The organism is Roseburia yibonii (genome assembly GCF_014297335.1).
In the GTDB taxonomy this organism is placed as follows: Bacteria; Bacillota; Clostridia; order Lachnospirales; family Lachnospiraceae; genus Roseburia_D; species Roseburia_D yibonii.
Genome location: NZ_JACOQH010000004.1, coordinates 100416 through 126587 on the forward strand (window position 1 = coordinate 100416; position 26172 = coordinate 126587).

The 26172-nt window shown below is 47.6% G+C and carries 21 protein-coding genes; all 21 read right to left on the bottom strand.

Annotated features, from left to right (window positions below; translation table 11 throughout):
- Positions 1-70: 70 nt before the first annotated feature.
- Complete coding sequence (gene groL, locus H8Z76_RS07125; protein ID WP_186982049.1) at positions 71-1696, bottom strand: chaperonin GroEL; 1626 nt, start codon at positions 1694-1696, stop codon at positions 71-73.
- A 47-nt stretch (positions 1697-1743) separates the two neighbouring features.
- Positions 1744-2028: a co-chaperone GroES gene (gene groES / locus H8Z76_RS07130; protein WP_022514551.1), complete on the bottom strand. Its 285-nt coding sequence runs from the start codon at positions 2026-2028 to the stop codon at positions 1744-1746.
- 215 nt (positions 2029-2243) lie between these two features.
- Entirely contained in the window at positions 2244-3032 is a 789-nt protein-coding gene (locus tag H8Z76_RS07135) for a Cof-type HAD-IIB family hydrolase (protein WP_186982050.1), read from the bottom strand.
- Between the two features lie 132 nt (positions 3033-3164).
- On the bottom strand, positions 3165-4658 hold the full coding sequence (locus H8Z76_RS07140) for a glutamate synthase subunit beta (protein ID WP_147618559.1): 1494 nt from the start codon (positions 4656-4658) through the stop codon (positions 3165-3167).
- 15 nt (positions 4659-4673) lie between these two features.
- Positions 4674-9227 carry a glutamate synthase large subunit gene (gltB, locus tag H8Z76_RS07145; protein WP_147618558.1) on the bottom strand — a complete coding sequence of 1518 codons (4554 nt, stop codon included), beginning with the start codon at positions 9225-9227 and terminating at the stop codon, positions 4674-4676.
- A gap of 260 nt (positions 9228-9487) precedes the next feature.
- Positions 9488-10267 (bottom strand): CPBP family intramembrane glutamic endopeptidase, encoded by a 780-nt coding sequence (locus tag H8Z76_RS07150; protein WP_186982051.1) that lies wholly within the window; start codon positions 10265-10267, stop codon positions 9488-9490.
- Positions 10248-10901: an HAD hydrolase-like protein gene (locus H8Z76_RS07155; RefSeq protein WP_147618556.1), complete on the bottom strand. Its 654-nt coding sequence runs from the start codon at positions 10899-10901 to the stop codon at positions 10248-10250. The genes H8Z76_RS07150 and H8Z76_RS07155 overlap by 20 nt, the downstream gene beginning before the upstream one ends.
- Positions 10898-13138, bottom strand: coding sequence for a DNA gyrase/topoisomerase IV subunit A (locus tag H8Z76_RS07160; RefSeq protein ID WP_186982052.1), 2241 nt, complete (start codon positions 13136-13138; stop codon positions 10898-10900). The genes H8Z76_RS07155 and H8Z76_RS07160 overlap by 4 nt, the downstream gene beginning before the upstream one ends.
- A 27-nt stretch (positions 13139-13165) precedes the next feature.
- Positions 13166-15088, bottom strand: a complete 1923-nt coding sequence (locus H8Z76_RS07165) for a DNA gyrase/topoisomerase IV subunit B (protein ID WP_022516256.1) — start codon at positions 15086-15088, stop codon at positions 13166-13168.
- 38 nt (positions 15089-15126) lie between these two features.
- A complete protein-coding gene (locus tag H8Z76_RS07170; protein ID WP_186982053.1) occupies positions 15127-16212 on the bottom strand; it encodes a PucR family transcriptional regulator in 1086 nt (361 codons plus the stop codon).
- Positions 16213-16311: 99 nt separating this feature from the next.
- Positions 16312-17424, bottom strand: coding sequence for an ABC transporter ATP-binding protein (locus H8Z76_RS07175; RefSeq protein ID WP_147618554.1), 1113 nt, complete (start codon positions 17422-17424; stop codon positions 16312-16314).
- 219 nt (positions 17425-17643) lie between these two features.
- On the bottom strand, positions 17644-18087 hold the full coding sequence (locus H8Z76_RS07180; RefSeq protein ID WP_022514577.1) for a dUTP diphosphatase: 444 nt from the start codon (positions 18085-18087) through the stop codon (positions 17644-17646).
- 8 nt (positions 18088-18095) lie between these two features.
- Positions 18096-19106 carry an NAD(P)H-dependent glycerol-3-phosphate dehydrogenase gene (locus tag H8Z76_RS07185; RefSeq protein ID WP_022514578.1) on the bottom strand — a complete coding sequence of 337 codons (1011 nt, stop codon included), beginning with the start codon at positions 19104-19106 and terminating at the stop codon, positions 18096-18098.
- Between the two features lie 10 nt (positions 19107-19116).
- On the bottom strand, positions 19117-19767 hold the full coding sequence (plsY, locus tag H8Z76_RS07190) for a glycerol-3-phosphate 1-O-acyltransferase PlsY (protein WP_186982054.1): 651 nt from the start codon (positions 19765-19767) through the stop codon (positions 19117-19119).
- A 1-nt stretch (position 19768) separates the two neighbouring features.
- Complete coding sequence (gene der, locus H8Z76_RS07195) at positions 19769-21094, bottom strand: ribosome biogenesis GTPase Der (protein ID WP_147618553.1); 1326 nt, start codon at positions 21092-21094, stop codon at positions 19769-19771.
- Between the two features lie 203 nt (positions 21095-21297).
- Positions 21298-23241 carry an ABC transporter permease gene (locus H8Z76_RS07200; protein ID WP_147618552.1) on the bottom strand — a complete coding sequence of 648 codons (1944 nt, stop codon included), beginning with the start codon at positions 23239-23241 and terminating at the stop codon, positions 21298-21300.
- Complete coding sequence (locus tag H8Z76_RS07205; protein ID WP_147618551.1) at positions 23216-24115, bottom strand: ABC transporter ATP-binding protein; 900 nt, start codon at positions 24113-24115, stop codon at positions 23216-23218. The genes H8Z76_RS07200 and H8Z76_RS07205 overlap by 26 nt, the downstream gene beginning before the upstream one ends.
- Positions 24112-24486: a GntR family transcriptional regulator gene (locus H8Z76_RS07210; RefSeq protein ID WP_022514583.1), complete on the bottom strand. Its 375-nt coding sequence runs from the start codon at positions 24484-24486 to the stop codon at positions 24112-24114. The genes H8Z76_RS07205 and H8Z76_RS07210 overlap by 4 nt, the downstream gene beginning before the upstream one ends.
- A 153-nt stretch (positions 24487-24639) precedes the next feature.
- Entirely contained in the window at positions 24640-25500 is an 861-nt protein-coding gene (gene pgeF, locus H8Z76_RS07215; protein WP_186982056.1) for a peptidoglycan editing factor PgeF, read from the bottom strand.
- 19 nt (positions 25501-25519) lie between these two features.
- Positions 25520-25876 (bottom strand): YraN family protein, encoded by a 357-nt coding sequence (locus H8Z76_RS07220; protein WP_186982057.1) that lies wholly within the window; start codon positions 25874-25876, stop codon positions 25520-25522.
- 1 nt (position 25877) lies between these two features.
- Positions 25878-26171 (bottom strand): EscU/YscU/HrcU family type III secretion system export apparatus switch protein, encoded by a 294-nt coding sequence (locus tag H8Z76_RS07225; protein WP_022514586.1) that lies wholly within the window; start codon positions 26169-26171, stop codon positions 25878-25880.
- Position 26172: the final 1 nt, after the last annotated feature.

A 26172-nucleotide genomic window follows, 5' to 3' on the forward strand; every position in this document is an offset into this window, starting at 1 on the left:
AGAAAGAGGCATCTGCATCGTGCAGATACCCCTTTGTATCTCAACTTTCTGTAATTCCATGAATTTCAGATTACATCATACCCATTCCCGGGTTTCCGCCTGCCGGCATTGCCGGAGCATCTTCTTTGATATTCGCAACTGCGGATTCTGTTGTAAGAAGTGTAGATGCTACGGAAGTTGCGTTCTGTAATGCGCTTCTTGTAACCTTAACCGGATCAAGAATACCAGCTTCTACCATATCTACATATTCCTCTGTCGCTGCGTTAAATCCGAATCCTTCTTTGGATTCTTTTACTTTATTGATGATGACTGCGCCTTCCAGACCAGCGTTTGCCGCAATGTAGTAAAGCGGAGCTTCGAGTGCTTTTAAGATTACCTTCGCACCGGTCTTCTCGTCACCTTCCAGGGTATCAGCAAGTGCGGAAACCGCTTTGGTCGCATGGATGTATGCAGAACCGCCGCCTGCGATGATTCCTTCTTCCACTGCTGCTCTTGTTGCGTTCAAAGCATCTTCCATACGGAGTTTTGCTTCTTTCATCTCTGTCTCGGTTGCTGCGCCGACACGGATGACTGCTACGCCGCCTGCAAGTTTTGCAAGTCTTTCCTGTAATTTTTCTTTGTCAAATTCAGATGTGGTCTCTTCGATCTGTGCGCGGATCTGACCGATTCTTCCTTTGATGGCATCTTTGTCGCCTTCGCCGTCAACGATAACGGTGTTTTCTTTCTGAACCTTTACAGATTTTGCACGTCCGAGCTGATCCATTGTAGTCTCTTTCAGGTCAAGACCAAGTTCATCGGAGATTACCTGACCGCCGGTAAGGATCGCGATATCCTCAAGCATTGCTTTTCTTCTGTCGCCATATCCCGGAGCCTTTACAGCAACTACGTTGAATGTTCCACGCAGTTTGTTTACGATCAGTGTTGTAAGTGCTTCGCCTTCTACATCTTCTGCGATGATAAGAAGTTTTGCACCGGACTGTACGACCTGCTCTAACAATGGAAGGATTTCCTGGATATTGGAGATCTTCTTGTCAGTGATCAGGATGTACGGATCATCTAAAACCGCTTCCATCTTATCCATATCGGTGCACATATATGCGGAGATATATCCACGGTCGAACTGCATACCTTCTACGAGGTCAAGTTCTGTCTGCATGGTCTTGCTTTCCTCGATCGTGATAACACCGTCGTTGGATACTTTTTCCATTGCGTCAGCAACCATGTTTCCTACGGTCTCATCGCCGGCAGAGATAGAAGCAACCTTTGCGATCTGATCTTTGCCGTTTACTTTTGCGGACATTGCCTTGATCGCTTTTACTGCCTCATCGGTAGCTTTCTTCATACCACGTCTTAAAACGATCGGATTTGCGCCGGCTTCCAGGTTCTTCATTCCTTCCTGAACCATTGCCTGTGTCAGAACTGTTGCGGTTGTGGTACCATCACCTGCTACATCATTGGTCTTTGTCGCAACTTCTTTTACGAGCTGTGCGCCCATGTTTTCAAACGCATCTTCCAGTTCCACTTCTTTTGCGATCGTAACACCATCGTTTGTGATGAGCGGAGCGCCATAGGATTTATCTAAAACTACGTTTCTTCCCTTCGGTCCTAATGTTACTCTTACGGTATTTGCCAGTTTATCTACACCTGCACCCAAAGCTGCTCTTGCTTCTGTGCCATATTTAATCTCTTTTGCCATGATATCTGCCTCCAATTATTTTTATCTTGATTTTTTACTTTTTAAACTTATTCCACTACTGCGAGAATATCGCTCTGTCTTACGATGATATACTCATTTCCGTCGAGTTTTACTTCTGTTCCCGCATATTTAGAATAAATGACTTTCTGTCCTTCTTTGACCTGCATGGTAACTTCTTTTCCGTCTACCACTCCGCCAGGACCTACTGCAACAACTTCCGCTTCCTGCGGCTTTTCCTGTGCTGCACTGGTAAGAATAATTCCTGATTTTGTTTTTTCCTCTGCCTCAAGCTGTTTTAATACAACTCTGTCTCCTAATGGTACTAATTTCATTTTTATTCCTCCTTAATTCAAGTCTGCTTTTTATCGATTTTTGTGTTATTAGCACTCATTTCGTTTGAGTGCTAACTGATAATTCATATATTATGATTTTCCTTTTCAATGTGCAACCAGAATTTCTTTTTATTTTTTTGTGTTTTTCTCTCGTATTCTCGTTTTTTCTTATGTTTTACTCTCTTTTTCTTACTTTTCTCATTTTTATGATTATTTTATATTTCGCGGATCAGACCATAATGCAGCAGACCCTGATAGATCCCATCGTCTTTTAATTCCGTTGTCACATAGTCCGCCGCCTCTTTTGCCTCTTTCGTTCCATTTCCCATTGCCACACCATGTGCGACATACCGCAACATATCCAGGTCGTTCACGCTGTCTCCGAACGCATAAGTATCTTCCCGCGCGATTGAGAAGAGCTCGCAGGCTTTCTGTATCCCGGAGGCTTTGCTGAATCCCTTTGGCACAAATTCCGCAACCGGGGCATCATGGATCAGGATCTCATAGTCCTCCTTCAATGCTTCAACTGCCTTTTGATACGCCGGATCCGGCAGCGCGCAGGAAAACTTGGAGATCTCCCACTTTCCCTCATTTCCGGTGATTGGAAGCAGGTGTTCCCCGATCTCTTTTCGCATGCGGTCCGGATAATCATCCCCCACAAATTCTGCCGCATCCAGATACAGATCCTTCTTTCCTTCCATGACTACCGGCATATGACAGGAACGGAAGATCGCAAGCACACGCTCTGCTTCCTGTTCTTCGATCTTCTTATAAAAGAGTTCTTTTCCGTGCTCTTCAATATATGTCCCGCATCCCGCGATAATACCATCAAATCCCAGGTCAAGAAGTTCCTCCGCCTGAATGAACGCGCGTGTCCTTCCACTACAGATAAAGGTCAGATGCCCGTTTTCACGCAATGCCCGGATCGCCCGTTTTGTACTCTCCGGGATCCACATATGCGCATCCCAGATCGTTCCGTCAATATCAAAAAATACTGCTTTCATCTTATTCTCTCTATACTTTCTTATTTATTTTGCACTTCTTTTTATTTTACAGATATTTCCCCTCCTGTCAATGAAAAAGGACCGCATCACAGGCTCTGTGATAACGATCCTTTTTCTCATTCTGTTTTGATTTTACTGTACCGACAGATAGGAGTAACCCATCAGACTTTCATCTACTTCTCTTGCTACCTCTCTGCCCTCACGGATTGCCCATACAACTAAGGACTGTCCTCTGTGCATGTCACCCGCTGTGTATACATTCGGTACGCTGGTCGCGTATTTTCCTGCTTCGGTTGCCACATTGGTGCGCTGATTTAACTCTACACCAAAAGCATCTGCCACATATTTCTGTGTACCGAGGAATCCTGCCGCGATGAGTACCAGGTCTGCGTCCATCTTGCTCTCGGAACCAGGTACTTCCACCATCTGCATTCTGCCGGTCTTCTCATCCTTTTTGCCCTCAAGCTTTACGACTTTAAGGCCGCAGAGATTTCCGTTCTTATCCTTTAAGAATTCTTTGACTGTCGTAGTGTAGATACGCGGATCCTGTCCGAATACCGCGATCGCTTCTTCCTGACCGTAATCTGTCTTGCAGACCTTCGGCCACTCCGGCCACGGATTGTCCTCTGCACGGGTATCCGGTGCCTTCGGCATCATCTCAAGCTGTGTCACGGAAGCGGCACCATGACGGATACAGGTTCCGACACAGTCATTTCCGGTGTCACCGCCACCGATGATCACGACTTTTTTACCCTTCGCGGAAATATATTTGTTGTCCTTTAAACCAGAGTCGAGAAGGCTCTTTGTCGTTGCGGATAAGAAATCCACTGCAAAATAGATTCCCTTTGCGTCTCTGCCCGGTGCATTGATATCTCTCGGATTTTTCGCACCGCAGGCTAAGATCACGCGGTCATATTCTTTTAAAAGTTTTGCAGGCTTTACTTCTTTTCCGACATTTGCGCCGGTCACAAATTCAATGCCCTCTTCTTTCATGACATTGATCTTGCGGTCGATGACTTCTTTCTGCAGCTTCATGTTCGGGATACCGTACATTAACAGTCCGCCCACACGGTCATCACGCTCAAATACAGTAACCTGATGTCCACGTTTGTTTAACTGGTCTGCTGCCGCAAGTCCTGCCGGACCTGAGCCTACGACTGCGACTCTCTTTCCGGTGCGTACCTTTGGCGGTTTTGCTGCCGCGTAGCCCTGCTCATAGGCATTTTCAATGATCCCGTGCTCATTTTCCTTTACGGAAACGGAATCGCCCCAGTGGCCGCAGGTACAAGCCGCCTCACAGAGTGCCGGGCATACTCTTGATGTAAATTCAGGGAAGTTATTGGTCTTCTTTAAACGGTTATAAGCCTGTTCCCAGTTTCCGCTGTATACCAAATCATTCCACTCCGGAACGAGGTTATGAAGCGGGCAGCCGGAAGCCATACCCGAAATCATCTCGCCGGACTGGCAGAACGGAACGCCGCAGTTCATGCAGCGCGCGCCCTGTTTTTGCTGTTCTTCTTTCGAGAGAGGTGTATGGAACTCGTTAAAGTTCTTAATACGCTCTTTTGGTGAAACCGCCTTTGCTGTTTCTCTCTCATAATCCATAAATCCTGTTGGTTTTCCCATCTTTGCGTCCCCTCCCTAATTCTTCATATTTGCGTAGAATGCTTCGATCTGTGCCTGTTCGGAAGAAAGACCTTTTTCCTCCATCTGGACGATCGCCATCATCATACGGTTGTAATCATACGGAATGATCTTTTTAAATTTCGGCAAATACTCGCTGAAATTGTCTAAGATTGCTTTTCCTTTTTCCGAATTTGTCAGTGCGACATGCTCTTTGATCATGTCTTTTAATTCCATAACATCATACTTGGATGTCACTTCCTCGGAGAATACCATCTCCTTGTTCATGCGGGTGTAAAGATCGTTATCTTCATCGAGTACATACGCGATACCGCCGCTCATACCTGCCGCAAAGTTCTTTCCGGTCTTTCCAAGGACTACCACACGTCCGCCGGTCATGTATTCACATCCGTGATCGCCGACACCTTCTACGACTGCGGTAGCGCCTGAGTTACGCACGCAGAACCGCTCACCGGCAACACCGTTGATAAATGCCTTCCCACTGGTCGCACCGTACAATGCCACGTTACCGATTACGATATTTTTATCTTTTTTGAACTTGACACCTGCCGGAGGATATACCACAAGTTTTCCGCCGGATAAACCTTTTCCGAAGTAATCGTTGCTGTCGCCGACGAGTTCCAGGGTCAGTCCTTTCGGAATGAACGCACCAAAGCTCTGTCCGCCAGCGCCGTTACATTTGATAATGAAGGTATCCTCATCCAGCTTGTCATCATAACGTTTTGTGATCTCGGAACCAAAGATCGTACCAAAGGAACGGTCGGTGTTGGTCACTTCCACGTCAATGCTGCGCTTCTCGCCCTTTTCGAGCGCTCCCGCGAGCTGTTTTAAGAGGACTTTTTCATCCTTGGTCTTTTCAAGTTCAAAATCGTATACCTGTTTCGGATCAAAGGTAACCTTCTGCTTTGCGTCCGCAAACGGGTTATTTAAGATCTTGGACAGATCGATCTCTTTTTCATGTCCTGCCAGATCCTCACGAACCTTTAACAGATCACTTCTTCCGACCATCTCATCCACGGTACGGAAACCTAATTTTGCCATATATTCACGCAGTTCTTCCGCGATAAAGCGCATGAAGTTTTCTACATATTCCGGTTTTCCCGCAAAACGTTTGCGCAGTTCCGGATTCTGTGTCGCAATACCTGCCGGACAGGTATCCAGGTTGCAGACACGCATCATGACACAGCCCATTGTTACAAGCGGTGCAGTCGCGAAACCGAATTCCTCTGCACCGAGCAGTGCCGCGATCGCAACATCACGTCCGCTCATCAGCTTACCGTCGGTCTCGATACGAACCTTGTTACGCAGTCCGTTCATGATCAGTGTCTGATGTGTCTCTGAAAGCCCGAGCTCCCACGGAAGTCCCGCATTGTGGATGGAACTCTGCGGAGCCGCACCGGTACCACCGTCATAACCGGAGATCAGTACAACCTGCGCTCCTGCCTTTGCAACACCGGCTGCTACTGTACCAACGCCTGCCTCAGATACCAGTTTTACCGAAATTCTCGCGTCACGGTTTGAATTCTTCAGATCGTAGATCAGCTGCTCCAGATCTTCGATCGAGTAGATATCATGATGTGGCGGCGGGGAGATCAGTGCCACGCCCGGCGTGGAAAGTCTGGTCTTTGCGATCCACGGATATACCTTTTTGCCCGGAAGATGTCCGCCTTCACCAGGCTTTGCGCCCTGTGCCATCTTGATCTGGATCTCTTCCGCACTTACGAGGTAACGGCTGGTAACACCGAAACGTCCGGATGCTACCTGTTTGATCGCAGAGCAGCGGTCCAACTTGCTGTGCTTGCTTGCGATACGATCCGGATCCTCACCACCTTCACCGGTATTTGACTTACCGTGGAGACGGTTCATCGCGATCGCCAGTGTCTCATGCGCTTCTTTGGAAATAGAACCGTAGGACATTGCGCCCGTCTTAAATCTGGTCACAATGGAATCCACGCTCTCAACCTCTTCAAGCGGAACACCTTTTTTCGGATAATTGAAATCCATCAGTCCACGGATGTTCATGTGCCGCTCTTCGCTGTCCACAAGATCCGTATACTGCTTGAACATCTGATAATCACCGCGTTTGGTTGACTGCTGCAGCAGATGGATGGTCTGCGGATTGTAAATGTGCTGTGCGCTTCCGCTTCTCATCTTATGACGTCCCACACTGTCTAATGTGAGGTCTGTCTCCAATCCGAGCGGATCGTATGCTTCGGAATGCAGTGCGTTTACATTGTTCTGGATATCTTCCAGTGTGATTCCTCCGATACGGCTCACCGTATTTGTGAAATATTTGTCAATCACATCCTTGTCGATACCGATCGCTTCAAAGATTTTGGATCCCTGATAAGACTGGATCGTGGAAATACCCATCTTGGACGCGATCTTTACGATACCGGTCATGATCGCGTTGTTGTAATCATCGATCGCAGCGTAATAATCTTTGTCAAGCATATGCTCGTCTACCAACTGCTTTACCGTATCCTGTGCCAGGTACGGGTTGATCGCACAGGCACCATAACCCAAAAGTGTCGCAAAATGATGAACTTCTCTCGGTTCCCCGGACTCCAAGATCATCGCAACCGCTGTTCTCTTCTTGGTGCTTACCAGATGCTGCTGTAACGCGGATACGGCAAGCAAGGACGGGATCGGCACATGGTTTTCATCCACGCCTCTGTCGGAGAGGATCAGAATGTTTGCTCCGTCACGGTATGCACGATCCGCCTCTACAAAGAGATGGTCGATCGCTTTTTCCAGACTCGTATTCTTGTAATATATAATAGGAAGAACTACAACTTTAAAGCCTTCCACTTTCATCGATTTGATCTTCATCAGGTCGGTATTGGTAAGGATCGGGTTGTTGACCTTTAACACCTGACAGTTGATCGGTTTTTCCTCGAGAAGGTTTCCGTCCTCACCGATGTAAACGGTTGTGGAAGTTACGATCTTCTCACGGATGGAATCGATCGGCGGATTGGTTACCTGAGCGAACAGCTGTTTGAAATAGTTAAACAGCGGCTGACGGTCATTGGAAAGTACCGCGAGGGAAGTATCGATACCCATCGCTGCTGTACCCTCTCCACCATTTTTTGCCATCGGAAGGATGACATCACGCAGGGATTCATACGTATAACCGAACGCCTTCTGCATTTTCTGGCGGTCTTCTTTTTTGTATTCCGGCACACGCTCATTCGGGATCTTTAAATCCTTTAACTGGATCAGATTGCGGTCAAGCCACTCACCATACGGCTGACGGCTTGCGTAATAATCTTTTAATTCCTCATCATCGATCACGCGTCCTTCGACCGTATCTACCAGTAACATCTTGCCCGGTCTCAATCTCTCCTTCGCCACGATCTTGGTCGGATCGATATCCAGTACGCCGACCTCGGAAGAAAGGATCAGCTGATCGTCATCCGTAATGTAATAACGGGAAGGACGAAGGCCGTTACGGTCAAGTACCGCACCCATCTTATCGCCATCGCAGAAAAGAATGGAAGCAGGTCCGTCCCACGGCTCCATCATGGTCGCGTAATACTGATAGAAATCTTTCTTTTTCTGTGCCATCAGCGCGTTGTTCGACCACGGTTCCGGGATCATTATCATAACCGCAAGTGGAAGATCCATACCGCTCATTACCAGGAATTCCAGTGTGTTATCCAACATTGCCGAGTCAGAACCTTCGGTATTTACTACCGGAAGGACTTTCTGCAGCTCACCCTTTAAGTGATCGGACTCCATGGTCTCTTCTCTTGCCAACATCTTATCGGCATTACCACGGATCGTATTGATCTCACCGTTATGTACGATAAAACGGTTCGGATGCGCTCTCTCCCAGCTCGGATTTGTGTTCGTTGAAAAACGGGAGTGTACCATGGCGATCGCGGATTCATAATCCTTGTCCTGCAGATCCGCGAAAAACATACGCAGCTGATCCACTAAGAACATACCCTTGTATACGATCGTACGGCTGGATAAGGAAACCACATAGGTATTATCATTACTCTGTTCAAATACACGGCGCGCAACATAAAGCTTGCGGTCGAAGTCCAGTCCCTTCGCAACATCCTTCGGACGTCTTACAAATGCCTGCATGATACATGGCATACAGTCAACCGCTTTTTTACCAAGTTTGGTCGGGTCGGTCGGCACTTCTCTCCATCCGAGGAATTCCATGCCTTCTTTGTCGATGATGACTTCAAACATCTTCTTTGCCTGATTGCGTGCAAGCTCGTCCTGCGGGAAGAAAAACATACCGATACCGTAGTCTCTCTCTCCGCCCAGCTCGATACCAAGCGGCTTTACTGCCTTGGTAAAGAACTTATGTGAAATCTGTAACAGAATACCAACACCGTCACCGGTCTTTCCTTCTGCGTCCTTTCCTGCTCTGTGCTTCAAGTTCTCTACGATCTTCAGTGCGTTTTCCACTGTCGCATGGCTCTTAACGCCTTTGATATTTACGACAGCACCGATACCGCAGTTGTCATGCTCGAACCGAGGATCATACATACCCTGCGCGGTTCTGTTGCTTTCATTTACCTGTGCTTCCATCTTATCTTCCTTTCTCTGTACTACGAAAAATCCCGTTTTCCGCTTGTTAAAACATACTATACAACTTTTTTTTTCATTTGTAAATAATTATTTTCGTTATATTGTCTGATAATATGACTGCAAAGCAGTTTTGTAATTATTTTCTGACTATTTGAGATATTTTATATAAAAAAGAGGCTTATACGCACATCTTTTTCTTATTTCCGCCGTCTGCGAAAATAATTTTTTCTGTACGATAAGCCCCTTTGCTTATTTTTTCTTTAATTGTATTTAAGTTGTTTCTCAAATAGCCTGCCCTTTGTGAGGTACGCTGTTATTATAATGGATATTGCGAGCAAACACAAGGATATTGGAACAAAAAATTGATTTTCTTCTGTAAATCCCTGCAAAAATCCGGTTTCTACCCGCGCTACCGCTACCGCATTTGCCGCCGCATGCGCAAGCACCGGCACAAGCAGTGTTCCTTCGGTCTCATAGACCACCGCAAGAAAGATCCCGATCAGTCCCGCATACAGAAACTGGACAAGATTAAAGTGGATAAGCCCGAAGACGAGCCCGGATATAACGATCGCCATTCCCATCCTGCCACTGCGCTTTAATCGGTTATAAACAATCCCCCGGTACAGCATTTCTTCAAGTATCGGTGTCACAACAGAAGTTCCGAAAAGCTCCACCCACACGGTACTGCTGAAAAACGACGCGTTTACTTTCTGATAAGTCTCTGACTGCTCTTTCAAGTCGGTCATCAGGATCAGGTTATTTAACGAAACCGACAGGCATACCGCCGCCGCGCAGACGAGCAGCAGCCGGAACAGCTTTTTTTCCCTCATTTCCTGTGGCTGCCCTCTCCTGTCACTGAAGTAGGGATAGACGATCGACGGCGAGGACAAAAGTGCCGTCAAAATCTGAAGCGCCATCGGACTTATGGTATTTTCCCCGATTGCAAGTGTAAGCAGCATATAAACACAGTCAGATACCACGACATACAACGCGACCGGATACAGCGCGTCCCATATGTTTCTAATTTTCGTGCTCCACAAGATAACGTTCCACCTCTTTCATGGAAGGCAGTACCACTTTTGCGCCCTCCGCAAGCAGTTCTTCCGCTGTTCCATAGCCGTAGGACACGCCGATGCACTCCATGTGGAGTTTGGCGGCACCGATCGCGTCAAACCTCGTATCCCCGATCAGCACGCACTCCTCCGGTTTTTTCTCCATACGGCGCAGTGCCTCGATCAGCACATCCACCTTTTCGTTGCGCGGGCCGTTCATCTCAGCCCCGGTCACTTCATCAAAATACGAAAGGATTGAAAAATGCTCCAGAATCTTTTTGCAGGAGCTCTCCGGCTTGGAGGACGCAAGCGCTGTCCGATACCCTTTTTCTTTGAACGTGACAAGCACCTCTTCGACGTCCGGATAAAGCTCACACTCGAAGATTCCGGTCTTGTGGTAGCGTTCCCGGTATTTTGCAACTGCCTGCTTCGCCTGCTCCTCCGAAAATCCATAATGTTCCATAAAAGTGTTCATAAGCGGCGGTCCGACAAAGAATGCCAGTTTTTCCGTCTCCGGCTCATGGATCCCAAAATGATCCAACGCGTACTGTGCGCATTTTGTGATTCCGGGACCTGAATCTACCAGTGTTCCGTCAAGATCAAACAGGATCGTCTTTTTCATCGCTTTACTCCTTTGGTGTCCCGGTTCGCCACATGCAGACGGTTTAACACCACTTCTTTGTCTTTTATCCTAACGCTGACCGGCTCATCTTCCTCTCTTAAAAGATAAATCGCCTCAAGCTGATCGCCGGATGCCAGACGCATCCCGCGGACACCTACCGCGCCCTTTTTCTTTTCCGGGATCGTTCCTGCCTCTATGCGCAGGAACATATCCTTTGCGGACTGCATCACAATATGGTCGCTTTCCGCCACCGGATGCACAAAGAGAACCATGTCCCCCTCGTTTAACTTTGTAGCCGCTGTCGTGCGCTTTGCCACATCAAACTCTGCTCCGCTCACCAGTTTTAACATTGCCGTTTTTGTTCCAAACAGGAGTTTCTTCTGCCGGATATCCGCCATCGGCGCAATATAGACCAGATTTTCCTCACTGCTGTTGTAATTGCTCAGATTATCGATCGGCGTTCCCTTGTCACGGAATTTTCCGTACGGAAGATCTAAGACTTTTAACAGATGCATCTGTCCCCTGTCCGTAAAAATACAGATCTTGTCGGTATTTTTACAGCGCAGGATATAGCGGTTCTCCGTATCCGCCGCCTCTTTGTTCCGTTCATACGCTCCCACGTCAATGGTCTTTGCATATCCGAAACGATCCATCAGGAACACAACATCCATTTCTTCGATCTTCTTTTCCTCAAAGACCGCTTCCGCCGCGTTCTCGATCGCGGTTCTCCTTGGCATCGCGTATTCTTTCTTATAACGTTCCAGCTCTTTTATAATCACTTTTGCCATCGTTGCGCGGTTACTCAAAATATCCTCGTATTCCGCGATATGCTTTAACGTCTCATCATGATCTTTCATCAGTGCTTCGATCTCAAGACCGATCAACTTATAGAGACGCATCTCAAGGATCGCGGACGCCTGCCGCTCGGTAAAGCGCAGCTGCATGGCTTTTTCTTCCGATTTCTTTGATTTTAAGCGGATATTTGTGATATCTCCCGTCATCAGGCACGCCTTCGCGTCTTTCACATTTTTACTGCCGCGCAGGATCTCAATGATCAGGTCGATGACATCGCATGCCTTGATCAATCCTTCCTGAATCTCCTTTTTATCGAGTTCCTTTGCAAGCAGGGTCTTATATTTTCTGGTTGCAAGCTCATACTGGAAATTCACATGGTGCCGGATCAGCGGCACAATGCCGAGTGTCTCCGGTCTTCCGTCCGCGACTGCGAGCATATTGACACCGAAAGTATCCTCCAATTTTGTCTTTTTGTAGAGCATGTTCTTTAAATTCTCAATGTCCGTGCCCTTTTTCACCTCAATGACGATACGGATGCCTTCCTTGGAAGACTGGTTGGAAATATCCACGATATCGGTCGTCTTTTTGGACTCTACAAGACCATAGACATCATTTAAGAATTTTCCGATATTGAGGCCGATCATCGTATACGGGATCTCCGTAATCACCAGATGCTCCCTGCCGCCTTTTCCTTTTTCCACTTCCACTTTTCCGCGGATCTTGATCTTTCCCATACCGGTAGAATAGATGGAAAGCAGTTCGTCTTTGTTTGTGACGATACCGCCGGTCGGGAAATCCGGCCCTTTGATGTATTCCATCATCTGTTCCGTATTGATATCCGGATTTTTCATGTACGCGATCACACCGTCGATCACTTCGCCAAAGTTATGTGGCGGGATGTTCGTTGCCATACCGACCGCGATCCCTTCCGCGCCGTTGATCAAAATGTTCGGGACTTTGACCGGGAGCACTTCCGGCTCTTTCTCCGTCTCATCAAAGTTTGGTACAAAATCGACCACATCCTTGTCAAGATCGGACAGATAGACATCCTGGGTCAGTTTCTTCAAGCGCGCTTCCGTATAACGCATGGCTGCGGCTCCGTCTCCCTCAATCGAGCCAAAGTTTCCATGCCCGTCAACAAGCGCCATCCCTTTTTTAAAATCCTGTGCCATAACGACCAGCGCTTCATAAATGGAGCTGTCTCCATGCGGATGGTATTTACCCATGGTATCTCCGACAATACGCGCGCACTTACGGTACGGCTTGTCGTAGCGGATACCCAGCTCATACATATCATAAAGCGTCCGGCGCTGTACCGGTTTTAAACCGTCACGCACATCCGGCAGCGCTCTTGAAATGATTACACTCATCGCATAGTCGATATATGATTTTTGCATTACCTCGGAATATTCCGTGTGAATCAGTCGATCTTCTGTCAGCATATTTCCTACCTTCTATCCTAAAATCTTTTACGCATCAATTTCCGCATCCTTTGCGTACTTGTAAATAAATGCCTTGCGCGGCGGCACATCGGTTCCCATCAGCATCGCAGTCACATCCGACGCTGTGATGGCATCCTCGATCTCCACCTTCTTTAACAGTCTGGTTTCCGGATTCAGCGTCGTCTCCCAGAGCTGTTCCGCATCCATCTCCCCAAGTCCTTTGTAACGCTGTAAGGTAAAAGATCCCTTATGCGTTTTGCGATATTTTGCCAGCGCGTCATCATCATAAAGATACTCTTCTTCCCCTCTGCTCGGAATTGCCTTATAGAGTGGCGGCATAGCGATATAGACATGTCCCTCAAAGATCAGTTCCGGCATAAAGCGGTAAAACAGGGTCAGAAGCAACGTTGAGATATGCGCGCCGTCCACATCGGCATCCGCCATGATGATGATCTTGTCATAGCGCAGCTTTGTGATGTCAAAGTCATTGCCGTATCCCTCGGAAAATCCACAGCCGAACGCGTTGATCATCGTTTTGATCTCCGCATTCGCAAGCACCTTGTCGATACTCGCCTTCTCTACATTAAGGATCTTACCACGGATCGGCATGATTGCCTGAAACATACGGTTTCTTGCCATTTTTGCAGAGCCACCGGCAGAATCTCCCTCAACGATAAAAATTTCGCATTTTGCGGCATCTCTGGACTCACAGTTGGCAAGCTTTCCATTGGAGTCAAACGAAAACTTCTGTTTGGTCAAAAGATTGGTCTTTGCCTTCTCCTCCGTCTTACGGATCTTTGCCGCCTTTTCCGCACAGGAAATGACCGCTTTTAACGTGTCTAAGTTTTTATCGAAATAAAGCTGGATCTCATCACTCGTGATCTTTCCGGTAATACGCGCCGCATCCTGGTTGTCGAGCTTCGTCTTGGTCTGCCCCTCAAAGCGCGGATCCGGATGCTTGATCGAAATGACCGCCGTCATTCCGTTTCGCACATCCGTTCCGGTAAAGTTGGCGTCCTTTTCCTTTAAAATGCCAAGCTCCCTCGCATAGGAGTTAATGACTGTCGTAAATGTTGTCTTAAAACCGGTAATATGTGTTCCGCCCTCCGCGTTGTAGATATTGTTACAGAAGCCCAGAATATTTTCATGGAACTCATTCGTATACTGGAACGCGACCTCCACGCCAATGCCTTCGCTCTCACCGCTGAAGTAGACCACATCATGGATCGTTTCTAAATTCTTGTTTAAATCCTTTACAAAGCCCACAATACCGTCTTCCTCATGGAATACGATGTGTTCTGTCTCCTCGCCACGCTTATCCTCATAGATGATCGTAAGCTTCGGGTTCAGATACGCGGTCTCATGCAGACGGCTTTTTACCTCATCCTCTTTAAAACGGGTCTTCTCAAAGATTTCCGGATCCGGCAGGAAATTGATCTTTGTTCCGGTCTTTTTTGTTTTTCCGATCACCGGAAGCAGTCCGTTCTCAAGCGCGAGCACCGGCACTCCGCGCTCATAACGGTCATGATGAATGGCACCGTCCCTGCTGATCTCCACATCCATATATGTGGAAAGCGCATTGACCACAGACGAACCTACCCCATGCAGACCACCGCTGGTCTTATAAGCGGCATTGTCAAATTTTCCTCCTGCATGAAGTGTCGTAAATACGATACGCGCCGCCGAAACCCCTTTTTTATGCATTCCAACCGGTATTCCACGCCCGTTATCTTCCACCGTGCAGGAACCGTCTGCCTCGAGCGTCACCCAGATCGTATCACAGACGCCCGCAAGATGTTCATCCACCGAGTTGTCCACGATCTCATAGATCAGGTGATTCAATCCCTTTCTCGATACGCTTCCGATATACATACCAGGTCTTTTCCGTACCGCCTCAAGTCCTTCCAGTACGGAAATGCTGTTCGCATCATATGCTGTATTCTTTGCCATTCTATTCTAACTCCCTATCTTTCTTTTCTAACACGCGCCTATTCTTCCAGCCCACCTGTCTGGTATGTCATATGCGCAATAACCATCATCGCGATCTTAAACGTCATGGCATCCTCAAATTTACGGATGTCAAGCCCGATCATCTTCTGTAAACGTTCGAGACGGTACACCAACGTATTGCGGTGAACATAAAGCTGTCTTGCCGTCTCCGAGATATTAAGATTATTCTCAAAAAACTTCTGGATCGTCACAAGGGTCTCGTCATCGAGATCCAGCTTGCGTTCCCCGAAGATCTCCGCGATGAACATCTCGCACAAACTCATCGGAAGCTGATAGATCAGTCTGCCGATTCCGAGTCTCGCGTAGGAGATCGTCTCTGACTCCACATAAAAGATATTTCCGACTTCCAGCGCCATCTTGGCTTCCTGATAGGATTTCGGAATATCCTGCAGCTTATCCACCGCAGTGCCGTATCCCACACGCACACGCACCATCGCCTCGGCGTGTAAGGTGTCAACGATCATACGCGCAATATTTTCCGCCTCTTCTTCGGATCCGAGCTCTGTCGCGTCTTTGACCAGAATAATATTCTGTTCGTCCACCTCCGTGACAAAATCTTTATTTTTATCGGAAAACAGCCCTTTCACCGTTTCCATGATCACCGAATCATTTTTTCCCTCGACCTCGATCACATAGACCATCCGGCGCGCCTGCTCGATATGCAGCTTCTGCGCTTTGTTGTACATGTCCACCACGAGCATGTTTCCAAGCAGGATGTTCTGCATGAAATTATTCCGGTCAAACTGTTCCCGGTAGGACAGTACGATATTGCGGATCTGGCAGACCGCAAGCCTTCCGATCATATAGGCTTCCTCGGACGCCGACTGTGCGATCAGCACATACTCCACCTCATTTTCAACGACCACCTTAAAAAAGTGACATCCCGAAAACATCTGGCTCTCTGCCATGGAATCCATAAAATTTCCGATTGCCATACAAATCTCCGGTTCCGGCTCAAAGGTTGCCGCGATCTGTTTTCCCTTATCGTCGTAAAGTGCCAGGTCGGTTCTGGAGATCTCCTTGATCTCTTCTAACGCCACCTGGATCTTATGATTTGACAACATTGGTTTCCCACTCCTTTCCGTCTGCTTCTGGCATTAAAAGAACCGGATGTAACATAACACCCGGTTCTAAGCATTATATTTAATTGTTATCTTACCGAATTAGTTGGTAATTGTCAATTCTGTCTCTTTGTCAAATACATGGATCTTGCTCGGATCAAATGCAAATCTTACATGATCGCCCATGCGTGCAGGTGTTCTGGAATCAACCTTTGCAGTGAAGTTTGCTCCACCGATCTGGAAGTACAGTAATACTTCTGCACCAAGTAATTCGTATCCGGTTACATCAGCTTCGATCAGGCTGCTCTTGAATGTTTCAACTTCGATCTGGGAATCACTGATATCTTCCGGTCTGATACCAAGGATAACAGTCTTTCCTGCATAACCTCCGTCGATCAGCTTCTTAGCCTTTGCAGGCGGTAATACAGCGCTGAATTTGTCGAATTTCAGTGTAACTTTGTCGCCTTCTACTACGCACTGAGCGTCTACGAAGTTCATCTGCGGAGATCCGATGAATCCTGCAACGAACAGGTTATCCGGCTCATTGTATAACTTGATCGGGGAATCTACCTGCTGGATGACACCATCTTTTAATACAACGATTCTGGTTCCGAGTGTCATAGCTTCGGTCTGATCATGTGTTACATAGATGATGGTAGCGCCGAGTCTGTGATGTAATGCAGAAATCTCAGAACGCATCTGTACTCTTAATTTTGCATCCAGGTTGGATAACGGCTCATCCATAAGGAATACCTTAGGATTACGAACGATTGCACGACCCATGGCAACACGCTGTCTCTGTCCACCGGATAAAGCCTTCGGTTTACGGTCAAGCAGTTTCTCAAGATCAAGGATCTTAGCTGCTTCTTCGACTTTCTTTTTGATTTCATCCTTCGGAACTTTTCTTAATTTCAGACCGAATGCCATATTGTCGAATACGGTCATATGCGGATACAGAGCGTAGTTCTGGAATACCATTGCGATATCTCTGTCCTTCGGCTCTACATCGTTTACGACTCTTCCGTCGATGGATAATTCACCGGATGAAATTTCTTCCAGACCTGCGATCATACGAAGTGTAGTAGATTTACCACATCCAGACGGTCCAACAAAGATGATGAATTCTTTATCTTCTACTTCAAGGTTGAAATCCTTAACAGCTTCAAAGCCGTTCGGATATTTTTTGCATACGTTCTTTAATGATAAACTAGCCATTTTTAATTACCTCCTAAAATATGTACATCGTGTTTTGAACATTGTTTTTTGTTCTCTTTCAACTAAGACTACTATACCTTATTCCGTATTTTTTAGCTATATGTGGATTCCATAAAGATTCCGTTCTTTTGTTGTGTGTTCTGCCCATGTGCTCTTCCGAGATTTCCAGTTTTCGTCAGAGTGACGAAAACTGGACTTTTTCATGTACAATTTGACGAATCACTTTCTTCCTGTGCTTCCAAAACCGCCACGGTCTTCCCCGGTCAGTTCCTCCACCTCATCAAACACGATCTTCGGCTGATGCTTCTGGATGCGGAACTGGCAGATGCGGTCATTGACATGGATCTCAGTATCCCGCATGGCGATGACCGGCATGCGCCACCAGTCATTCGGTCCGCAGTAAGTCTCATCGATCAGTCCCATATGGTTGGATTGAATAATGCCGAAATTCTTGTAGGTACTGCTTCTCGGGATCACACACGCCTCATAGCCTGCCGGCAGCTGCATAGCAATGCCTAAGTGGATCATTGCGAACTCGCCTTTTTTTAAGGTCACATCCTCTGCGGCACGCAGATCGATCCAGTCGCTTTTGCCGTCGATATAACATAACTTTTCTATTTTGTCATTCAGATATTTGATCTTTATCGTCTCTTTTTGTTCCATTGTCTCTCCTAATTCCATTCCAGGTCATCGTGTTCCGGCTTTTTATCGCGGAGCATCAGATCCATCACTGCCTCTTTCGCTGATTTTCCATCAAAGAGCACTTCGTTGACCTGCTCAATGATCGGCATAGACACATCATATTTCGCGGAAAGTTCCATTGCCGCCTTCGCCGAGTAAACGCCTTCTACGACCATTTTTACTTCCTTCATCGCTTCTTCCATTGTGTAGCCCTCGCCGATCAGCATACCCGCCTTGCGGTTTCTGCTGTGCTTGCTCGCGCAGGTCACGATCAGATCCCCGATTCCTGTAAGACCGCTCAGTGTCTCATATTTTGCGCCCATTTTAAGTGCGAGACGCCCGATCTCCGAGATCCCGCGTGTGATCAATGCCGCCTTCGTGTTATCGCCGTATCCGAGTCCGTCCGCCATTCCGGCCGCCAGCGCGATCACGTTTTTTAAGGATGCCCCAAGCTCCATGCCAAGCACATCCGGGCTGGTGTAGACACGCAGCACTTCATTCATAAAGGTAGACTGTACCAGCTCTGCCGTCTCTTTTCGCTTTGCGCCGGCAACCAGTGTCGTCGGCAGTCCGATCCCGACTTCTTCCGCATGGCTCGGTCCGCAGAGTACCGCGACCTCTGCCTGCGGGATCTCCTGCTCTAAGATCGCGGAAAGCGTCATAAGCGTTCCTTCCTCGATCCCTTTTGCCACGCTCACAAGCAGCTGCCCATCCTCCACATACGGCGCCATTGATTTTGCCGTACTGCGGATATAAGGGGAAGGTACCGCGACCACCAGCATATCCCTTCCGCTTATCGCTTCTTTCAGGTCTGTGGTAAGCCCGATCTCCTCCGCGATCTTCACACCCGGAAGTTTATCCTTGTGTTCACGCTCTTTTTTTAACATATCGATCTCGTCCTGCGCGATCGACCAAATCGTTACCTCATGTCCGTTTTTATGTAAAACAACCGCAAGCGCTGTTCCCCAGCTTCCTGCTCCTAATACACTGATCTTTGCCATTACACCCTCCTTAGCTTTTATGCTTCATGGAAAATTTGTTTTCCGTTCCGTGCATCAGGCGTCCGATGTTGCTCTTATGACGCCAGATCGCCATCCCGGTGATCACCGCGCTCAGAATATATAACTCCGGCAGATACCCTTCCGACACATGAAACCAGCCCATCTGCCCGAAAATGACCGTCTGCAGTAAGAAACTGAGCACGACTAGGATCGATCCCACCGACACATAGCGCGTAATTGCCACCGCAAGTACAAAAAGTGCCAGACAGACCGGGATCTCAAACGGACAGAACGCGACCAGAAGTCCAGCTGTGCAGGCAATTCCCTTTCCGCCTTTAAACTTTAAGTAAAACGGGAAATTGTGTCCGAGGATCGCGCCAAAACCTGCGTAAAGCTCCAAAAGCTTTAACATATCGGCTCCGTCTTTCCGGAACAAAACGCGCACCAGACAGATCGCGAGCACACATTTAAAGCAGTCTCCCAAAAATGTGACCGCGCCTGCCTTCCATCCGAGATTTCTTAAAGTATTCGTCGTTCCCGCGTTTCCGCTTCCCATCGTGCGGATATCCACTTTCTGTAATTTTCCGTAAAAGTAACCGGTCACGAAACAGCCGCAGAAATAGCCGATGACCAGAGCAAGTACACGCTGTAATATCTCCATCTTAGGACTCTCCTTTTCTCTCCCGGATAATGAAGCGAAGCGCGGTTCCACGGAAGCCAAACGCGTCACGAATCCGGTTCTCTATATATCGGGTATAGGAAAAATGCATCAGTTTCTTGTCATTTACGAATACAACAAAGGTAGGCGGTTTGACCGATACCTGTGTGATGTAAAAGATCTTTAAACGTTTTCCCTTGTCGGATGGCGGCTGCTGCATTGCAACGGCTTCCGCTACGATCTCATTTAAGACACCCGTTGCCAGACGCATGGAATTGTTCGCCATGACCACATCGATCATTTCATAGAGTTTATTTAAACGCTGTCCGGTCTGTGCTGAGATAAAAAGGATCTCCGCATATGGCATAAAGCTCAACACCTGACGGATACGGTCCGAGTGTTCCTTGACCGATTTGTCATTTTTTTCGATCGCGTCCCACTTATTGACCGCAATGATGATTCCTTTTCCACGGTCATGCGCGATTCCCGCGATCTTTGCGTCCTGCTCCGTAACGCCCTCGGTCGCGTCGATCACGATCACGACAACGTCCGCGCGCTCTACCGCCGTAACAGCACGGATGATACTGTAACGCTCCAGTTCTTCCTTGATCTTGCTCTTTCTGCGAAGTCCGGCAGTATCAATAAAGACATACTCCCTGCCGCAGTATTTCACAGCCGTATCGATCGCGTCCCTGGTCGTTCCCGCGATATCCGATACGATCACGCGCTTCTCTCCGGTCAGCTTATTGATCAGGGAGGATTTTCCTACATTCGGCTTTCCGATCACCGCGATCTTCGGGCGGTCATCTTCCTCCTCCTCTGCATTCCTCTCCGGGAAATGCGCAATCACTTCGTCAAGCATATCTCCGATCCCCAGCATGGAAGCCGCAGAAACCGGGATCGGTTCCCCGATTCCCAGATTATAAAACTCATAGACATCCGGCATATACTTTTTGAAATCATCGACTTTATTGACCACAAGCACGACCGGCTTTTTGGAACGGCGCAGCATGTTTGCCACCTTTTCATCCGCATCCACAAGCCCCTGTCTGACATCCGTTATAAACATGATCACATCCGCTGTGTCGATTGCGATCTGCGCCTGCTCCCGCATCTGGGAAAGAATGATATCATCACTGTCCGGCTCGATTCCTCCGGTATCGATCAGGGTAAATGCTTTATCTAACCAGGAAACATCCGCGTAAATGCGGTCTCTTGTCACACCCGGCGTATCTTTGACGATTGAAATGCGTTCTCCCGCCAGCACGTTAAAAAGCGTAGACTTTCCAACGTTCGGGCGTCCTACAATCGCTACTACTGGTTTACTCATATATTTCCTACTCCTTATTTCTATGCACGGCATAAAAATGCCACTTTCAGTTTCTTTTCATCAAAATAAATCGGGTAATACCCGACCGCTTGATTTTACAATATCTCTTCCCTGTTGTAAAGCCTTTTTCCCATCCGGGCTCTCTATGTGTCATAAAAGGACAGAAAAAAGCCGCCCGATCCGGCAGCTTTTCTCCTCGTTTTCTATTCGATATAATCTACATCCTGATAACGCATATTGTAATCCTGATAGGTGATCAGATCGCTCTCATCCGTGATCGCCCCGATCTCTTTTAACGCGGCGATCGTGTGCTTACACTTCTTTCCGATCGTCAGATAAGCACTGCAGCTCTGCGAAGAATACCTTTCATTATAAGAATCGCTATAATATTCCTCCCTGATCTGATCGTCCGGGAAATAAGAGCCGTTCTTGTTATAGAATTGAAGTCCGATTGCATTGATATAGATCTGATCGCTCATATATCCGGAGTTGTCCGTACTCATTTGAAAACGGATCGCATCTTCATAATTTCCCTCGCTGATGTCTTTTATCAGCGCTTCATAGACGATCTTCGCGTTCTGTGCGTTGAAGCTCAGATCATTTTCGTTATCGTACTGGTCAACATCCTGATTGTACCGCTCCAAATAACCGCTCTGCGGCACATTATCCTCATAGTACACGCCAAACTGTGCTTTCATCACATTTTCCGGTCGTTCGAGGATCGTAACCGCCTGGCCGATCACAGAATTTTTATCTTCGATCTCTTTCTGGGTTGCCGGCACTGCATAATAGCGTTTGACTTTTGAGCCGTCCTTTAATTTATAGCTGATCGCGATACCATAGGTCGCATTTCCTTCCGCCGCATAGGCTTCCAGTTCACTCTTCTTTCCGATGATATCCTTATGGAGATCGATCAGTTCCTCAATCTCTTTTTCGTCTGTCAGAGCCAGTGAATTGTACTCAAGACTTGCCATTTTCACTTCTGAGACATCCGGTGTCCATGATTCAATGCCGAACACATCAAATTCCAGCATGCATAACAGCACCACCATGCAGGCAGAACCGATTCCAAGTTCCGCAAAACGTTTTTTCGAAAATACCTTAAATTTCTTTTCCAGAAACATCTGCGCAATGAAAAAGCTTACAACTCCAACGGCCAGTATCGCGCATAACGTGATCACAAATTCTTTGGTTCCGGAAACCGTGCCCTGGAAGATGGATCCAAATACCATTCCGCCAAGCAGCGCGCTGCAAATCGTCACACACCAGCGGAATACCGGTTTGACCCATCCGATGGAGATCAGATCGCCTGCGGACTCGATTCTCCGCTTACGATACGCAAAAAGCGCAAGCGCGATCAGCACAAAGGAAACAAGCACATAAACCAGTAAGGTCTTTCCACCATGCACATGATACGCATACCCGCCGGTATTTAAATATTCCGTCCCGATCCCAAGTTTCTTCGAAAGATAATACACCGGTGAAAGCACGGAAAATTTCGAGAGTGAGAAATCCGAATTGGACATTCCAAAGCACAGGAATGACACGATCACAGATCCGATCCCCTCTAACATGATCTCAACGAAATTAAGCGCCACATAGCAGACCGGAAGCGCCAGAAGCTGCCCGGTCAGCATTCCCACACAAACCGCCATGGAATAGAAAAAGAACATGTTTCCAAGCGCATACACCAAAGAGAGCATCAGATACTGCAATTCCGTAATACCGACTGCCGCACATACGAACACGCCGAGAAGCGTTGCGATCACCTGCGGTACCGCCATAAAAAGCAGACCGGAAAGGTAATTTGTAACAAAGAGTTCCTCCCTGCGCACCGGCAGTGAATGGATCATGTTCGCACTTTTGGCATTATATAAATAGGAAAAAAGAGCCATCGCAACAACCGCAGCGACTAAAAACGGCAGGATCGGTGACATGACCGCCCTCATCAGGTTTACATAACTATTTGTCCGTTCTACCGCCCGCTCTGCTTCTATCGTATAATATGCCACATTTCTGCTGCAGATATAGATACCAAACGGTATCTCAAACAGGCAGATCACAAGATATCCAAACCAGACCGGCCAGTAATGTGTAAAATTCTTCTTGAAAATCGTTTTATTAAAAAAGGATATCTTTGACTGCATAATCCACCCCTCCCAATTCGTAAATAAAGATTTCTTCCAGTGTAAGCGGAAGAACGTCCACCAGCATCGGATTTAAACGCTCGATCTGCTTTTTCGCTTCTGCCGGGTTTCCCTTGACGATCAGCGTATACACTCTTCCGGTATTTGACATATGAAGCACTTCAAAGCCATCCGGAAGCTTTGGCATCTCCGCCTGGAACGCGGTCTGTATCTTGCAGACGCTTCCCTGCAGTTCACTTAAGGACCGCTCTAAGATCACCTTTCCCTGATGCATGATCCCAACGTGGTCGCAGACATCTTCCAGCTCACGCAGATTGTGAGAGGAAACAAACACCGTTGTCTCATGCTCGGAAACATCCGCCATGATGATACTCCAGATCTGTCTGCGCATGACCGGATCGAGTCCGTCTACCGGCTCATCCAGGATCAGGATCTCCGGTCTGCAGCAGATCGCAAGCCAGAACGCCACCTGCTTTTGCATACCTTTGGAGAGTCTTCGGATGCTCCGCTTGGTATCGATGTTCGGGAAGAATTTCCGCATCTTCTCAAACAGTTTTTCGTCAAATTTCGGATAAATTCCCTGATAAAACCGCTTCATCTCCATGGTGTCCGCCTGCATGAAATAAAACAGTTCATCCGGTATGTACGCAAATTTTTCTTTTACCGCAGGATTTTCAAAAACCGGCATTCCATCGATCAGAACCGTTCCCGCATCCTGCTTGTATACGCCTGTGATATGGCGGATGATCGTTGATTTTCCCGCGCCGTTCGGGCCGACTAACCCGTAGATATCTCCCTTTCCAACGTGGAGTGTTGTACCGTCAAGCGCCCGGAATCCGTCAAACTCCTTGACCACATTTGAAACTTCTATCATTCTCTCTTTCCCCCTTCTCCAAGATCCGTAATCCGCTCTGTCAGCGCTTCCGGTTTTACAGATAAATAGAGCAGCTCTGATGTCACACTGTCAAACTGCAAAAACAGTTCTTCCTTGCGGATCTCAACCACATCATCCTGTCCCGCCGCAAATGTGCCTTTTCCGGAAACGGTATAGATATACCCCTCACTTTCCAGCTCCTTATACGCACGCTGTATCGTATTCGGGTTGATCGCCAGACTTGCCGCAAGCTCCCGGACAGAGGGAAGTTTCTCCCCGGTCTCGATCGCTTTTGAAACCAGCAGATGCTTCAGTCCATCTTTGATCTGTTCATAAATCGGTTTTGCATCACGATAATTTAACTGAATCAAATCCGTCTCTCCTCCTGTTATTTATTATACAGCCCCTTTTTGCTCTGACTGTACTATCTGTATCGATACGCTTAATATAGCATGACGGGGCTTTCGATACAATAAAGATAAACAGAGGATTTCTTTAAGAATTTATGAATATGCCGCGCCCTGTTATGGACGCAGCATCAAGAACGCGCCGAGATTGCCGCGCTTTCCGTGGCTTGCACGGTGTGAGAAAAGATACCTGTCATTGCAGCAGGTACACAGATTTGTCGTTGCGATATGTTCCGGTCTGACACCGGCATCTGACAGGATAAGTTCATTTGCCCGCCAGAGATCCAACTGATATTTGCCGTTTCCTTTATCTCTTAAGATTTCTTTTTCTCTGCCCGGAAACGCAGCGCAAAACGCGTCCGCAACATCCGCGCTCACTTCATAGCAGTCCACACAGATTGATGGTCCGATCGCGCAGATCAGATCCTCCGGTCTTGTTCCATACGCGTCTTTTAACGCCTGTACTGTTTTTTCTCCCATGCGTTTTACGGTTCCCCTCCATCCGGAGTGTGAAAGCCCGATTGCGCGATGAACGGGATCTACGAAATATAAAGGCACACAGTCCGCAAAAAAAGCACAGAGCACAAGTCCCGCTTCGTCCGTAATGATTCCGTCCACATCCCGGTAATCGCGTTCGCGCAGTAACCCCTTTCCCGCATCCGCGCCGGTCACTTTCCGCACACAGGTCGTATGGGTCTGATCCGTAAACACCATTTTTTCAAAAGGGACGCCCATTGCCTCCGCGATCCGGTGGAAATTCGTTTCTACTGCCTCTCTGTCGTCTCCTCTTGTAAAGCTTAGGTTCATGCTTGAAAAGATGCCCTCGCTCACACCGCCCATCCGGGTGGAAAAGCAGTGCTCTACCATTCCGGTCTTTTCAAGCAGCGGATATTTAAGCAGCGGAACCTCAGAGCCGTCCGCGGCATGGCATTTTTCCAGATATAAACTGTCTGTATCATTTTTTCGTTTTAATTCCATAATAAACTCCTGATCTGAATCATCTCTGATATTCGAACGCGTTTTTTTCATGCCGCACCGTACCGTCTCCGTAGATCGCGATCACATCAAAACGGCACGAAATATCCTCCGTGATCCCATGCGTCATACAGTAATAAGCTGCGGTCTGACAGATCCGTTTCTGTTTTCTTTTGTCTACCGCCTCCAGTGGATCTCCGTAGCCGTTCGTGCTGCGGTATTTCACCTCGACAACAATGAGTTCTCCCTCTTTGTCCGCCAGAATGTCGATCTCCCCGAAACGGCTTTTATAATTCTGTTCAAGGATCTGATATCCTTCTTTCCTTAAATACTGCGCCGCCTGTTCTTCGTATTCCGCGCCGGTTTTTCTCGTATTCATGCTATTTTTTGATTGCCTCCACTTTTCCGCGCAGACGATCCATGTCATCCACAAATACCAGGATCTGCGCCACCACATCATAAAGCTCCGGCGGGATCATATCTCCGATATCCAGCCTTGATAAGGTGGATGCCAGTTTGTCATCCTCGTAAAGCGGGACTTCATTCTCTTTCGCGGTTTCAATGATCCGCTCCGCGACCTCGCCTTTTCCGGTCGCAAGTATCTTAGGTGCGCGCTCTCCCGGCGTATACGCAACCGCTACCGCTGTTTTTTCTTTCTTTTTTCTATCCAACATA

What these genes read in the sequence shown, in the direction of transcription:
- gltB (WP_147618558.1), bottom strand. Translation starts at nt 9,227, where the DNA reads ATGGAAGCACAGGTAAATGAAAGCAACAGAACCGCGCAGGGTATGTAT.
- H8Z76_RS07185 (WP_022514578.1), bottom strand. Translation starts at nt 19,106, where the DNA reads ATGGCAAAGATCAGTGTATTAGGAGCAGGAAGCTGGGGAACAGCGCTT.
- H8Z76_RS07200 (WP_147618552.1), bottom strand. Translation starts at nt 23,241, where the DNA reads ATGCAGTCAAAGATATCCTTTTTTAATAAAACGATTTTCAAGAAGAAT.
- pgeF (WP_186982056.1), bottom strand. Translation starts at nt 25,500, where the DNA reads ATGGAATTAAAACGAAAAAATGATACAGACAGTTTATATCTGGAAAAA.
- groES (WP_022514551.1), bottom strand. Translation starts at nt 2,028, where the DNA reads ATGAAATTAGTACCATTAGGAGACAGAGTTGTATTAAAACAGCTTGAG.
- H8Z76_RS07175 (WP_147618554.1), bottom strand. Translation starts at nt 17,424, where the DNA reads ATGGCTAGTTTATCATTAAAGAACGTATGCAAAAAATATCCGAACGGC.
- H8Z76_RS07140 (WP_147618559.1), bottom strand. Translation starts at nt 4,658, where the DNA reads ATGGGAAAACCAACAGGATTTATGGATTATGAGAGAGAAACAGCAAAG.
- H8Z76_RS07135 (WP_186982050.1), bottom strand. Translation starts at nt 3,032, where the DNA reads ATGAAAGCAGTATTTTTTGATATTGACGGAACGATCTGGGATGCGCAT.
- plsY (WP_186982054.1), bottom strand. Translation starts at nt 19,767, where the DNA reads ATGGAGATATTACAGCGTGTACTTGCTCTGGTCATCGGCTATTTCTGC.
- H8Z76_RS07220 (WP_186982057.1), bottom strand. Translation starts at nt 25,876, where the DNA reads ATGAATACGAGAAAAACCGGCGCGGAATACGAAGAACAGGCGGCGCAG.
- H8Z76_RS07180 (WP_022514577.1), bottom strand. Translation starts at nt 18,087, where the DNA reads ATGGAACAAAAAGAGACGATAAAGATCAAATATCTGAATGACAAAATA.
- H8Z76_RS07160 (WP_186982052.1), bottom strand. Translation starts at nt 13,138, where the DNA reads ATGCTGACAGAAGATCGACTGATTCACACGGAATATTCCGAGGTAATG.
- H8Z76_RS07205 (WP_147618551.1), bottom strand. Translation starts at nt 24,115, where the DNA reads ATGATAGAAGTTTCAAATGTGGTCAAGGAGTTTGACGGATTCCGGGCG.
- H8Z76_RS07155 (WP_147618556.1), bottom strand. Translation starts at nt 10,901, where the DNA reads ATGAAAAAGACGATCCTGTTTGATCTTGACGGAACACTGGTAGATTCA.
- H8Z76_RS07225 (WP_022514586.1), bottom strand. Translation starts at nt 26,171, where the DNA reads ATGTTGGATAGAAAAAAGAAAGAAAAAACAGCGGTAGCGGTTGCGTAT.
- H8Z76_RS07170 (WP_186982053.1), bottom strand. Translation starts at nt 16,212, where the DNA reads ATGTTGTCAAATCATAAGATCCAGGTGGCGTTAGAAGAGATCAAGGAG.
- H8Z76_RS07165 (WP_022516256.1), bottom strand. Translation starts at nt 15,088, where the DNA reads ATGGCAAAGAATACAGCATATGATGCGAACAGCATTTCCGTACTGGAA.
- der (WP_147618553.1), bottom strand. Translation starts at nt 21,094, where the DNA reads ATGAGTAAACCAGTAGTAGCGATTGTAGGACGCCCGAACGTTGGAAAG.
- groL (WP_186982049.1), bottom strand. Translation starts at nt 1,696, where the DNA reads ATGGCAAAAGAGATTAAATATGGCACAGAAGCAAGAGCAGCTTTGGGT.